The sequence below is a fragment of the Synechococcus sp. YX-04-1 genome (genome assembly GCF_030546365.1).
Classification (GTDB): Bacteria; Cyanobacteriota; Cyanobacteriia; order PCC-6307; family Cyanobiaceae; genus Parasynechococcus.
In genome coordinates, this window is the sequence record NZ_JAUONZ010000004.1 from 1 (window position 1) to 13,093 (window position 13,093).

A 13,093-nucleotide genomic window follows, 5' to 3' on the forward strand; every position below is an offset into this window, starting at 1 on the left:
GAAGGTCTGCGTGCCTGGATGGCACCGGCTGACCAGCCGCACGAAAACTTCGTCTTCCCTGAAGAGGTTCTGCCCCGTGGTAACGCTCTCTAATCCCGGTCTTGGCGCCACTGGCGGCAAAGACCTTCCATCCACCGGGTATGCCTGGTGGTCTGGCAACGCCCGTCTGATCAACCTGTCCGGCCGTCTGCTTGGTGCCCACGTGGCCCACGCTGGTCTGATGGTGTTCTGGGCCGGCGCAATGATGCTGTTCGAGGTGAGCCACTTCACCTTCGATAAGCCCATGTATGAGCAGGGCTTCATCTGCATGCCCCACGTCGCCACCCTTGGCTACGGCGTGGGCCCCGGCGGTGAGGTCACTGATCTCTTCCCCTTCTTCGTGGTCGGTGTTCTGCACCTGATCAGTTCTGCCGTGCTCGGTCTCGGTGGCCTTTATCACGCTCTGCGTGGTCCGGAGATCCTGGAGAACTACTCCTCCTTCTTCTCCCAGGACTGGCGTGACAAGAACCAGATGACCAACATCATCGGTTATCACCTCATCCTTCTGGGCGTCGGCTGCCTGCTGCTGGTCTTCAAGGCCATGTTCTTCGGCGGCGTCTACGACACCTGGGCCCCCGGCGGCGGTGACGTCCGCATGATCACCAACCCGACCCTCGATCCTGGCGTGATCTTCGGCTACCTGTTCCGCGCTCCCTTTGGCGGCGAGGGCTGGATCATCGGTGTGAATTCCATGGAGGACATCATCGGTGGCCACATTTGGCTGGGTCTGACCCTGATCTTCGGTGGCATCTGGCACGCCATCACCAAGCCTTTCGGCTGGGTGCGTCGCGCCTTCATCTGGAACGGTGAGGCCTACCTGAGCTACAGCCTTGGCGCTCTGAGCTTCATGAGCTTCATCGCTTCGGCCTACATCTGGTTCAACAACACCGCTTATCCCTCCGAGTTCTGGGGCCCCACCAACGCTGAGGCATCCCAGGCTCAGAGCTTCACCTTCCTGGTGCGTGACCAGCGCCTCGGCGCCAACATCGGTTCCGCCATGGGCCCCACCGGCCTTGGTAAGTACCTGATGCGCTCACCCACCGGTGAAATCATCTTCGGCGGTGAAACCATGCGCTTCTGGGACTTCCGTGGTCCCTGGCTGGAGCCCCTGCGTGGCCCCAACGGTCTCAGCCTCGACAAGCTGCAGAACGACATTCAGCCCTGGCAAGTGCGCCGTGCGGCTGAGTACATGACCCACGCTCCCAACGCCTCGATCAACTCCGTGGGCGGCATCATCACCGAGCCCAACTCGGTGAACTACGTGAACCTCCGCCAGTGGCTGGGTGCAACGCAGTTCGTGCTCGCCTTCTTCTTCCTGGTTGGTCACCTCTGGCACGCCGGCCGCGCTCGCGCTGCTGCTGCTGGCTTCGAGAAAGGCATCGACCGCAAGGCTGAGCCTGTGCTCGGCATGCCCGACCTCGACTGATCCACCGGTCCAACCCAAACGATCGTCGTCATCAACCCCCGCCATACGGCGGGGGTTTTTTATTGGGTTGGAAAAGGCGATTTCTTAGCCTGTCTGAATCGATGGATCGTTCGTGAACACAGGCCTGAACACCCGCGTGATCCACCACGGCGACAGCTTTGCGGGAGACACCGGCACGGTGATGCCGCCGATCTTCCCCACCAGCACCTTTGCCCATGGCAACGCCGGCGGGTTCGACTACACCCGTTCCGGCAACCCCAACTTCCGCATCCTTGATGGGGTGCTCGCGTCTGTTGAAGGCTGTGCCCACGCCACCGTCTTCGCCTCCGGCGTCAGTGCCATCACCGCTGTGGTCTCCCAGCTGAAACAGGGTGATCTGGTGCTCTGCGAGGAGAACCTCTACGGCTGCACCGTGCGGCTGTTCGAGCAGGTGTTCGCCAAGTTCGGGCTGAAAACCGCCTGGGTTGATTTCACCCAGCCAGCAGCACTGGAGCAGATCCAAGCCCAGAAGCCGGCGATGGTGTGGTTGGAGAGCCCCACCAACCCTCTGCTCAAGGTGATCGACCTGGAGGCAGTATGTGCCGTCACCCAACCCTTGAGCATCCCCGTGGTGGTGGACAACACCTTTGCCACCGCCCTGGTGCAGCGCCCCCTGGATCTTGGCGCCACCCTCTCACTCACCAGCACCACCAAGTACATCAACGGCCACTCCGATGCCCTCGGAGGAGCCGTTTGCACCAACGATCCCGAGTGGCACCAGAAGATGGTGTTCTCCCAGAAGGCCCTGGGCCTGCAGCCCTCCCCCTTTGATTGCTGGCTGATCACGCGGGGCATCAAGACCCTGCCGCTGCGGCTCAAGCAGCAGATGGCCAATGCCGCGGCCCTGGCCGATCAACTGGCGGGGCACGCCAAGGTGAACTGGGTGCGTTACCCCCACCGCAGCGATCACCCCCAGCATCAGGTGGCGACCCGACAGATGCGCGCCGGTGGCGCCATCTTGACGGTGAGCTTCAACGCCAGCCAGGAGCAGACCTACGCCTTCTGCAAGCAACTGCGCTGGTTCACCATGGCCGAAAGCCTGGGTGGCATCGAAAGCCTGATCTGCCACCCCGCCACCATGACCCATGCAGCGGTGTCAGCAGAGGTGAAGGCAAAGCTGGGCATTGACGACGGCCTGGTGCGCTTCTCGGTGGGCTGCGAAGACCTCGCCGATCTGCAGGCCGATCTGGACCAGGCCCTGGAGCTGCTGGCGTGAGTCCCCGCAATCTGCTCAGCGATCCGGCCTGGCAGGGCTCTGATCTCGGCCATCCCCTGCCCGACTCCCCCCATGCAGTGTCTGTGGCGCTGCCGCGCTGGCGCGATGTGGTCGCCTACGAGGAGAAGGATCCGGCCTGCCGCGATGCCCTGCAGACGATCTATCCACGCTTCGGCCTGCATCCGCTGATCCGACAACTGGTTCAGCCTTCGGAGCTTGCAGGCACCACGGTCTGGCCCTATCCCACCGAAGCGGCAGCCCAAGCGGCCCTGGCCCACTGCCAACGCAAAGCACCGGAGAGCCGCTCGGAGCTGATCGCCATTGCTGGGGTGACCTGCCTGCGCAGTGATGCAGCGGCGAGCCCCCATGCCAAAGCGTTCTGGCAGCACACCGGCCTGGGCCTCTCCTCCCGCCAGGCCGCCATCGCCTTAGGGAAAGAGACGGCCCCCAGCAGCACATCCGGCGATGCGGCCCGCGAGGTGATTCGAAAGCGCCTGGCCGGCATCCATGGCGTCGACCCCCGGCAGATCAGCCTGCATCCAGCGGGGATGGCCGGCCTGCATGCAGCCCTCAGCGCCATCCAAATGCTCCGGCCGAGTCGGCCCACGCTGCAGCTGGGCTTTCCCTACGTGGATGTGCTGAAGCAGCCGCGCGTGGTGTTTCACGGTGGCGAGCTGTTGCAGCCGCAGACCCTCACCGAAGTGGAAGCAGCGCTGGATCAACTCCAGCCAGCGGCCGTGATCGTGGAGCTGCCGAGCAATCCGCTGCTGCGCTGCATGGACCTGCCCGGCGTGTCGGCATTGGCCCGGAACCGCGGCATTCCGGTGATCGCCGATGACACGATCGGCACCGGCATCAACCTCAATGCCCTGCCCTATGCCGATCTGATCTTCACCTCGCTCACCAAGAGCTTCGCGGGGCGCGGTGATGTGATGGCCGGCAGTGTGCTGGTGAGTCCGCAATCGCCGTGGGCGGCCTCCCTGCGGGCGGCGGTTTCAGCCATCGCCCCGCTTAGCGATGCCGATGCCATCGCCCTGGAGATTGCCAGCCGGGATGTGCTCCAGCGGGTTCCACAACTCGATGCCAACGCGCTGGTACTGGCGGAACGGCTCGAGGCCCACCCAGCCGTGCGACGGGTGCTGCATCCGAAAAGCTGCCCCAACTTCCGTGCTCTGATGCGAAAAGGAGCTGGCCATGGCTGCCTGCTCTCCTTTGAACTGAAGGGAGGCCAAGAGCAGACCAAGCGGGTTTACGACGCGCTTCGGATCAGCAAAGGCCCCAGCCTTGGCACCGATTTCAGCCTGGTTTGCCCTTACACCCAGCTGGCCCACTACGACGAACTGAGCTGGGCAGAACAGTGCGGCGTGCCGGCTCATCTGCTGCGAGTTTCGGTGGGTCTGGAAGACCCCGACGCGCTGTGGATGCGGTTTACGCAAGCGTTTGCTGACTGAGAGACCGGTGAGACTCTGAAAAAGCCCTTAACAACAGGATGAGGAGAGGCTTTTGATCATTAGTTTGTTTACTTCGGGCCCCTCTACATCAGCTCCATGTCCCGCATTTACGACGACAACAGTCAGGCCATCGGCAACACCCCGCTGGTCAAGCTGAACAACGTCACCAAAAACTGCAAGGCCACCGTGCTGGCCAAGGTTGAGGGGCGCAACCCCGCGTACAGCGTCAAGTGCCGGATCGGCGCCAACATGATCTGGGACGCTGAAAAAAGCGGAAAGCTCACCAAGGGCAAGGTGATTGTTGAGCCCACCTCCGGCAACACCGGCATCGCTCTGGCATTCACCGCCGCTGCCCGGGGTTACAAGCTGATCCTGACGATGCCCGAGTCGATGTCGATCGAGCGGCGTCGGGTGATGGCCGTGCTCGGGGCTGAACTGATCCTCACCGAAGCCGCCAAGGGCATGCCCGGTGCGATTGCCAAGGCCAAGGAAATCGCGGAAAGCGATCCGGCCAAATACTTCATGCCCGGTCAGTTCGACAATCCCGCCAACCCCGAAATCCACTTCAAGACCACCGGTCCTGAAATCTGGAACGACTGCGATGGCGCCATTGATGTGCTGGTGGCCGGCGTCGGCACCGGTGGCACCATCACCGGCGTCTCCCGCTACATCAAAAATGAAGCGGGCAAGGCGATCGAAGCCGTGGCCGTTGAACCGACCAACAGCCCGGTGATCACCCAGACCATGAACGGTGAGGCCGTCAAGCCCGGTCCCCACAAGATTCAGGGCATCGGTGCCGGCTTCATCCCCAAAAACCTCGACCTCTCCGTGGTCGACAAGGTGGAGCAGGTGACCAACGAGGAGTCCGTCGCCATGGCTCTGCGTCTGGCCCAGGAGGAAGGCCTGTTGGTGGGCATCTCTTGCGGTGCCGCTGCCGCTGCCGCCATTCGTCTGGCGGAAAAAGATGAGTACGCCGGTAAAACCATCGTGGTGGTGCTGCCCGACCTGGCTGAGCGTTATCTCTCCTCAGTGATGTTCGCCGAGGTGCCGACCGGAATCATCGAGCAACCCGTCACAGCCTGATCGTTTCCAGCAGTCAGATCTGGAGCCCCGTCCTTGACGGGGCTTTTTTATGGCATCACCGTTCAGGCCTCAACGTGCCGGTGGGCGGGCCTGGGGCTGAACCGCCGCCGCATCAATCCACATGGCATCGCCATAGGAGAAAAAGCGGTAACTCCTCTCGATCGCTTCGGCATAGAGCTTCAGCAGAGTTTCCCGGCCAATAAGGGCACTCACCAACAGCAGCAGGGAGCTTTTGGGCAGATGAAAGTTGGTCAGCAGGGCTTGAATCACCTTGAACTGATAACCCGGCTGAATCACCAGATCCACCGGCCCCGTGTAGGGCTTCAGAACACCACCATGGGCTTGAGCGGCTCCCTCCAGAGCCCGAACACTGGTGGTGCCCACCGCAATCACACGGCCTCGGCAAGCCTGCACCGCCTTGACCACAGCGGGGCTGACATCAACCCATTCACTGTGCAACTCCAAGGCGGTGAGGTCTTCCGTCTCAACGGGGCGAAAGGTACCGAGGCCCACATGCAGGGTGATCCGGGCCAGCTCCACCCCTTTCTGCTGCAAGCCCGCCAGTAGTTGATCGCTGAAGTGCAACCCCGCCGTCGGGGCAGCCACCGCACCGGGGCGATCGGCGTAGCGGGTCTGATAACGCTGGCTGTCGCTGGGATCATGCCGTTCGATATAGGGCGGTAAAGGCACTTCGCCCACGTCATTGAGCAGGCCCTCAATGGTTTCGGCATCCCTGCAATCACTGGGGAACTGCACCACCCGTCCACCACTGGCGGGATCTTCCGCGAGCACCTTCAGGCTGATCGAGGTGCCATCAATCGTGAGGTTGTCGCCGGGCCGCATGCGCTTGGCGGGGCGGGCCAGACAGAGCCAGCGGCCCTCCCCCCGTGGCTCAAGCACAAGCAACTCGGACAGCCCTCCCCCGGAACGACGCACCACCAGACGGGCCTTCAGCACCCGGGTGTCATTCACCACGAGCAGATCACCGGGCTGCAGCTGCTCCAGCAGATCCCACACCTGGCCGTGAGCTGCTTCCGCTGATGGCTCCCGCTGGGGCGGAACCATCAACAATCGAGCGCTGTGCCGGGGCTCGACCGGTGCCTGGGCGATGCACTCGGGCGGCAGCGGGTAGTCGTAGCTGCTCAGTTGAAGGTCCCTGGGGTCAGGCACTCGGGCGACCGATCAGAGCGCCAGGCTTTCGGGACGGCTCTCGATCAGCGCGGCGAGATCTTTCAAGAATGCTGCGCCGTCGGCGCCGTAAATCACCCGGTGATCCGCCGTCAGGTTGACCTGCATCTGACGCTTGACGGCGATGGAGCCGTCCTTGCCCGCCACGACCATGGGGCGTGATGCGGCGACGGCGAGGATGGCGCCAGTACCCGGGGGAAGGATCGCGTCGAAGCGATCAACACCAAACATGCCGAGGTTGGAGAGGGTGAAGGTACCCGTGGAATATTCCTCCGGCTGCAGCTGCTTGCTGCGGGAGCGCTTGACCAGATCACCCCATTGACGCGACATCTCATAGAGATCGGTGCGATCGGCATTGCGCAGCACCGGCGTGATCAAGCCACCGTCTTCCATAGCCACCGCGACAGCCACATTCACATCGGCCGGATAGGCCATGCCAGCGGGTGTGGTGGCGGCATTCACCTGGGGGTGACGCGCCAGGGTGACGGCCACAGCCTTGGCAAGCAGCGCCGTCATCGTGACGCCTTTGGGCTTCACCTGTTTGTAGAAGGCATCCAGCTTGTCGGTGGTGATGGTGTAGCCGACGCGGAAGCAGGGAACCGCCAGGCTCGCCTCCATATTTTTGTTCACCGCACCCTGCAGGGTGTTGAAGGCCACGGTCTCGCCGGGCCGCCCGAAGCTGTTGCCAGCCGGAGCAGCCGGGGCCGCTGCTGCTGGTGCGCCTGCCGCGGAAGCTGCGGAGGCTGTTCCTTCCGCCACCCGGGGCACGGAGATGGGCTGCCCGGAGGCTTGCTCAACGTCCTCCGCCTGAATCCGGCCATGGGGGCCGCTGCCGCGCACCGTGGCCAGGTCCACTCCCATCTGGGAGGCCAGCTTTTTGGCCCGGGGGCTTGCCACGATGCGGCCGTTGTTCACCACCGGTGCCGACGGTGCTGGGGCGGCGACAGGAGCCGGAGCCGGCGCAGGAGTCGGTGCTGGGGCCTGGACTGCAGCAGGAGTGGGGGCAGGAGCAGGTGCTGGGGCTGACGCCGCAGCAGGAGCGCTGGGGGCCTTGGCCTGTGCGTCAGCGATCTCAGCTTCGGTTTCGACAATCAGACCGATGGTTTCACCCACCGGTGCCGTGCTGCCAGCAGGCATCAAGACCGCAGCGAGGTAGCCGTCCTGGAACGACTCAACGTCCATGTCCGCCTTGTCGGACTCAACGACAAGAACGGACTCCCCCCGAGCCACCTTGTCGCCGGGCTGTTTCAGCCACTCCACGATCTTCCCCTCCGTCATGGTGGAGCTGAGGGCAGGCATGAAGATGTCTGTGGTCGCCAAAACCGTCTCCGAGAGGGCAGATCAGGGGAGTTTACGAGTCAGCAGAAGGAAGCCGATCAGGCCTCCTCGATCGACTGAACAACACCATCCTTCACAACGATGGCCACCTGCATCTTCTGCACCAGGTTGTCGCCGACCTTCAGCTCACAGCTGCTCTCCAGCTGACCCTGCTCAACGATCTGGTCCATCTCCAGCTCACGAACCTGGGCCTGCTGCTGAAGCAGGTTGCGCTTCTGCTCCTCCAGCTCGGCACGCTTGGCCGCGACCTGCTGTTGGATCTGCGCCACCTGATCCTGAACCCTGGGATCAAGGGGATTGGCGCTCTGACGACGCACCTGGTCCACCACGTCCTGGCCTTCCTGTTCCAGCTGAGCCAGCTGTTGGTCAGCGGTGGCAATGCCATTGCTGAGTTCGCGCTCTGCTTCCTCTTTCCAGGTGGGTGTCACCACGGCGCGGACGGTGATCGGACGCTTGATCGTCAGGGAAGTGCCGTCGGACATGGATTCTTGGGAGACGGCCAAAGCGTGTCAGCCCTTTCACGTGGGGTCAATCACCGGTAAACCGACCGATCCCCAAGCCTCTTCAGCCGCGCCGCGTTCAACGTCCGTAAAGGGCATCGATCAAGTGCTGATCGCGGCTGGTGATGCGATCACGGCGCTGCTTCAGGGTCTGGGTCAGGAGTCCGTTCTCAATGCTGAAGGGATCCACGAGCACCACTCCAGCCAGCCGTTCATCCCCACGGGAACCAGACCGCTGCTTGAGCAAGCGGTTGCATTCGCGCATCAACAAGCGGAGCAGGGCCGGATCACCGGGTTGGCCGCCCAGATCCTGCGCCACATGCACGCCGGATTCAGTCGCCCAGGCAACGATCGCCTCCGCCCGGGGAACGATCAGACCACCGAGCTGGCGTTCGTCCTGACCCACCAGCATCACCTGCTCGATCAGGGGGCTGGCCACCAGAGCCTCTTCCAGGGGTCCGGGCTCGATGTTCTCGCCACTGCTCAACACAATCGTGTCTTTGGCCCGGCCAGTGAGGGCCACGGAACCATCCGGCAGGAGCATGCCGAGATCACCAGTGTCGAACCATCCCGCGGCATCGAGAACCTTGGCGCTGGCCTCGGGTTTGCCGAGGTAGCCCGCCATCACCTGAGGCCCCCGCACCATCACCCGCCCCCGTTGCCGGAAGCCCAGGGGCTGACCGTTATCGGGGTCGACGATTCGGAATTCGGTCTGGGGCATCGGCAGGCCGGAGCTGCCGCGGATGTTGCGCCAGGGCCGGCGGCAGCTCACCACAGGGCTGGTTTCCGTGAGGCCATAGCCCACCAGCAGTTCAATCCCCACGGCTTCAAAGAAGGCATCGATGTGGGGCGCGATGGCACCGCCACCGCTGATGGGATAGGCGAGCTGACCACCACTGAGCTGGCGACGCAGCTTCGGCCAGATCAAGGTCGACGCCAGGGCATGCAAGGGCCAGCGCAGAGCAGCGGAGCCGCAGGCCCGCAGCCTGCCGGAGGCTGACACCGGTTCCAGCAGGAGGTTGCGCGCCGTTCGCACGGCTTTGCGCTGGGCAGCACTGTTGGCCAAGGCCGCCCGCAGCAGGCGCTGCCGGGACGGGGGGAAGGTCTTGAGCACATCCTCAAATCCGGCCTGAACCGCCTCCCACAGCCGCGGCACGGTGGCCATCGCGATCGGCCGGACCCGCGGCAGATCCTTCTTCAGTTGCTTGATGGTTGTGTAGGTCTGCGTGCAGCCGCAAGAGAGGAAGTAGTAGCTAGCACTGCGCTCGTAGGCATGCCAGATCGGCAGCACACTCAGCACCGGAGCACCGGGCTCTGGATAGGCGACACAGGCCAGCGAGCTCATCTGATGCAGCAGGTTGGCGTGGGTCAACGGGACCCCTTTGGGTTGCCCGGTTGTGCCCGAGGTGTACAGAACAGTTGCCACGGCGTCTCGCCCCCCCGCCGGGCGAACGGGATCAAGCCCGGCAGCTGATGCCAGAAACGCCTCCCAGCCGATGCTGCCCTCGACAGGCTCCCCTTCCAGCAGAAGCACAAAGCGCAGCTGAGCCCGTTGGTCTGGGGGAAGGGCCAGACGATGCCATGCCTCAGCGTTCTGCACCACCAGGGCCGACGCCTGGCAGTCCATGAGGATGTAGCGCAGCTCCTCCACAGGGGCAGAGGCTCCGCGCACGGCATCAGCGGCACCAGCACGCATCAGCCCCTGATCCGCCACGAGCCAGCGGGGGCTGTTCTCGGCAAACAGAGCCACCACATCGCCATCGTTCACGCCATGGCGCCGAAAGGCGGCAGCAGCGGTGGCGATGCGCTCAGCCAATTCGCCGAAATTAAAGCTTTCGGGATGCGCCACATGGGGCGCATCGACGGCGGCAATCAGCCCGTGGCGGTCGGCGAGCCAGGGCCACACCGCATCGACCCTCGACAACCTCTGAACATGGGCATGACGCTGCAAAGCGTCCGTTTCGCGGGTTGTCGGGCTCCAGCTGGCCGTCATCCGAGGCAGGGGTTGAAACAGCTCAGGTCTATCTCGCTTCCTCCTCCCAGACCAGACCAAAACGATGGGCCAGGGCTTGCCGCAGCAGCGGCTGCACCTCAGCCGACGTCAGCCCTGGCAACCAGTCGGCAAGCCGCCCGACCGCACGACCGGTGAGACCACAGGGGGTGACTTGCTCAAACCCATGCATCGAACAATCAACGTTCAGGGCCAGGCCGTGCTGGGTGATCCAGCGGCGACAGCCCACACCGATGGCGGCGACCTTGCGGTTGTCCAACCAGAGACCGGTCAACCCCGGCAGACGCTGACCCTCCAAGCCCAACTCCGCCAGAACATCCAACACGACTTGTTCCAGCTGGCGCAGATACCAGTGCAAGTCGGGATTACGGCGCCGAAGGTCCAACACCGGGTAGGCGACCAGTTGGCCGGGCAGGTGATGGGTCACCTCCCCGCCGCGATCAATCCGGTATAGGGGTGCTGGTGGGTCGAGAGGATCGAAATGCAGGTGCTCGTCGCTGGCACCGCGGCCGAGGGTGTAGCAGGTCTGGTGCTGCAGGATCCAAACCGCCTCCGGCGCCGATGGATCAGCCAGAAGGCTGCTCTGCCAGCGCTGTTGCGCCGACCAGGCCGCATCGAATCGAACCGGATGACCGGGCTCGAAAAGAAATGCACGCTGGGGGTGGGCCGAATCGTGCGCCGTATCTAGCTTGCCGATAACAACCGGCACAGGAGCGAGGCATGAAGTTGCTGATCCATGGTCGCAACCTCGAGATCACGCCGGCGTTGCGGGACTACACCCAAACCAAATTGGAGCGGGCCACAGCGCACTTCGGTGATGCCGTTCGCGAGGCAGACGTCCATCTCTCCGTGGCCCGCAATCCCCGTGTGCCTCAGCAGACCGCTGAAGTGACGGTCTTTGCCAACGGCACGGTGATCCGCGCCCAGGAACGCAGCGAAAACCTTTACGCCAGCATCGATCTCGCCGCTGGAAAACTGGCCCGCCAGCTGCGCCGCTGGAAGGAACGCCACAGTGATCACCACCACAGCCATGGCCACAGCGCCAGCCACACCCCCAGCACGGATGTGGTCAACGACGAGTCCCCCGTTGAGGAGTCCCTGCTGCATGGGCGTGAGGCGGAACTGCCAAACCCGGGTGTACGACACAAATATTTCGCCATGCCTCCCATGGGCCTGGAGGAGGCGCGCCGTCAACTGGATCTGATCGACCACGACTTCTACCTGTTCCGGGAGAAGGACAGCGATCAACTGCAGGTGATCTACCGACGCAACCACGGGGGATACGGCGTGATTCAGGCTCGTGACTGACCCTCTGGCCCGCCATGGCTGATCCAGCCCAAGAGCTCCCCGACCTACCGCCGCGGCTTGATCAGGCGATCCTCGACCCCCTGCTGACCCAAGACCAGCTTCAGGCCCTCTGTGACTCCGGAATGCAGGAGGGCGTGCGGGCGATCTGCACCACACCGCGTCAGTTGCCGCTGCTGCGGGAACGCATCGGGACCACCAAGGCAGGCCCCCGCCTGGTTGCAGCCATCGGCTTTCCCTTCGGGGCAATTCCCGCTGAACTCAAGCTGGCCGAAGCGGAGTGGTGTGCCGCCCATGGCGCCCAGGAGCTTGATGTCGTGCCTGATTTCAGCGCCTTGGCCAATGGCGATTCCGGCGCGTTTGCCGAGGAACTAGGCGCCCTTTGCGAGCTGGGGGTTCCCGTTCGGGCCGTCCTGGACATGGCACGACTGGAAAGCGAACAGCTGGAGCTGGCCGTGGAAGCCGCCATTGATGCTGGCGCTGCGGGACTGCAGACCGGAAACGGCTTCGGTCCGGCCTGTCAAGCCGATCAGATCCGCCAGTTGAAACAGCTGATCCGCAAACGCTGCGCCATCAAGGCGGCCGGGGGCATCCATAGCCTCAGCCATGCGGGGGAGCTTTTGTTGGCGGGGGCCGATCTGCTGGGCACCAGCAGCGCGCCGGCTCTGCTGCAGGCCCAGCGCCGCCCCGCCGCCTGAATGGCAGAACGACGCCTCATCGGACTCGCCCTCAAGGTGGGCCCCCTCGGCGAGCACGACCGGCTGCTGAGCCTGCTCAGTGATGCGGAGGGCATCAGTCGCTTCGCCGTTCCCGGAGCACGCAAGCCCAAGAGCAGTCTGGCCGCCGCGGCCCCCCTCACCCTATTGGAACTGCAGGTAGGAGGACGCAGTGGTCTGGCCCGGATACGACAACTGCGGGTGCTGCGCAGTTTTTCAGGCCTCGGGCAACAGCTGGAGACCCTTGCTGCGGCACAGGCGCTGTGTGATCTCTGCCTTCAACTGGCGACGCAGGACCCCGTGGAAGGGTTGCTGGCCACGATGCAGCTGCACCTGGAACGTCTGGAGGAGCACCGAGCCGATCCGGAGCTGGTGCTGGCCTGCACGGTCCAGGCCTGCATCCATCTGCTCACCCTGGGCGGTTATGGACTGCCGTTGCAGACCTGCTGCCTGACGGGCGATCCCCTGGACCCACCGCTGGGTCAGTGGGACTGGCGCTGCAGCCTGCTGCCGCAGGACGGCTTTGCAATCGATGTGCAGCCTGGGACGGCGATCCAGCTGAATCCCTCCGAACTGGCCCTGCTCCAGCGACTGACCCGGGCCGAACTACCCCGTCGCCGGGATGGGGAGCTGATGGGACCCCCAGCTGTATGGCGCCGGCTACTGCGGGTGGTCGAGATCTGGAGCCGGACGCATCTGAACCGACCCAACAAAGCCCTGGCCATGCTGCGAGAGACGCTGCTAGCAGGCGCGTGAGCCATCATGGCCGCGATGCAATTGC

General features: G+C 63.9%; 12 protein-coding genes and 1 pseudogene. 8 read left to right on the top strand and 5 right to left on the bottom strand.

Annotated features, from left to right (window positions below):
- From Q3Y53_RS13120 to cysK, 5 genes and pseudogenes are all read left to right on the top strand, one after another.
- Positions 1-93 (top strand): annotated as a pseudogene (locus tag Q3Y53_RS13120) (photosystem II protein D2); the annotation flags it as partial.
- Positions 77-1,465 carry a photosystem II reaction center protein CP43 gene (psbC, locus tag Q3Y53_RS07845; protein WP_011364942.1) on the top strand — a complete coding sequence of 463 codons (1,389 nt, stop codon included), beginning with the start codon at positions 77-79 and terminating at the stop codon, positions 1,463-1,465. The pseudogene Q3Y53_RS13120 and the gene psbC, both read left to right, overlap by 17 nt.
- A gap of 112 nt (positions 1,466-1,577) precedes the next feature.
- Positions 1,578-2,720: a PLP-dependent aspartate aminotransferase family protein gene (locus Q3Y53_RS07850; protein ID WP_303534836.1), complete on the top strand. Its 1,143-nt coding sequence runs from the start codon at positions 1,578-1,580 to the stop codon at positions 2,718-2,720.
- On the top strand, positions 2,717-4,171 hold the full coding sequence (locus tag Q3Y53_RS07855) for a PLP-dependent transferase (RefSeq protein ID WP_303534838.1): 1,455 nt from the start codon (positions 2,717-2,719) through the stop codon (positions 4,169-4,171). The genes Q3Y53_RS07850 and Q3Y53_RS07855 overlap by 4 nt, the downstream gene beginning before the upstream one ends.
- A 96-nt stretch (positions 4,172-4,267) precedes the next feature.
- Positions 4,268-5,254, top strand: a complete 987-nt coding sequence (cysK, locus tag Q3Y53_RS07860; RefSeq protein WP_226410996.1) for a cysteine synthase A — start codon at positions 4,268-4,270, stop codon at positions 5,252-5,254.
- Between the two features lie 69 nt (positions 5,255-5,323).
- Here the strand turns inward: cysK and queA are convergent, their stop codons facing one another.
- From queA to lipB, 5 genes are all read right to left on the bottom strand, one after another.
- Complete coding sequence (gene queA, locus Q3Y53_RS07865) at positions 5,324-6,424, bottom strand: tRNA preQ1(34) S-adenosylmethionine ribosyltransferase-isomerase QueA (protein ID WP_303534840.1); 1,101 nt, start codon at positions 6,422-6,424, stop codon at positions 5,324-5,326.
- 12 nt (positions 6,425-6,436) lie between these two features.
- Positions 6,437-7,762 carry a dihydrolipoamide acetyltransferase family protein gene (locus Q3Y53_RS07870; RefSeq protein WP_303534841.1) on the bottom strand — a complete coding sequence of 442 codons (1,326 nt, stop codon included), beginning with the start codon at positions 7,760-7,762 and terminating at the stop codon, positions 6,437-6,439.
- Between the two features lie 56 nt (positions 7,763-7,818).
- A complete protein-coding gene (locus Q3Y53_RS07875; RefSeq protein WP_114989554.1) occupies positions 7,819-8,262 on the bottom strand; it encodes a YlqD family protein in 444 nt (147 codons plus the stop codon).
- A 97-nt stretch (positions 8,263-8,359) separates the two neighbouring features.
- Positions 8,360-10,273, bottom strand: coding sequence for an AMP-binding protein (locus tag Q3Y53_RS07880; protein WP_303534845.1), 1,914 nt, complete (start codon positions 10,271-10,273; stop codon positions 8,360-8,362).
- Between the two features lie 28 nt (positions 10,274-10,301).
- Positions 10,302-11,000, bottom strand: a complete 699-nt coding sequence (gene lipB / locus Q3Y53_RS07885) for a lipoyl(octanoyl) transferase LipB (protein ID WP_303534847.1) — start codon at positions 10,998-11,000, stop codon at positions 10,302-10,304.
- An 11-nt stretch (positions 11,001-11,011) separates the two neighbouring features.
- On the opposite strand from lipB, the gene raiA reads away from it, so the two are divergent.
- The 3 genes from raiA to recO are packed head-to-tail and all read left to right on the top strand — an operon-like array spanning position 11,012 to position 13,068.
- Complete coding sequence (raiA, locus tag Q3Y53_RS07890) at positions 11,012-11,599, top strand: ribosome-associated translation inhibitor RaiA (protein ID WP_226425297.1); 588 nt, start codon at positions 11,012-11,014, stop codon at positions 11,597-11,599.
- A 14-nt stretch (positions 11,600-11,613) separates the two neighbouring features.
- Entirely contained in the window at positions 11,614-12,294 is a 681-nt protein-coding gene (locus Q3Y53_RS07895) for a 2-deoxyribose-5-phosphate aldolase (RefSeq protein WP_303534850.1), read from the top strand.
- Positions 12,295-13,068, top strand: a complete 774-nt coding sequence (gene recO / locus Q3Y53_RS07900; RefSeq protein ID WP_303534852.1) for a DNA repair protein RecO — start codon at positions 12,295-12,297, stop codon at positions 13,066-13,068. It abuts the gene before it with no gap.
- Positions 13,069-13,093: the final 25 nt, after the last annotated feature.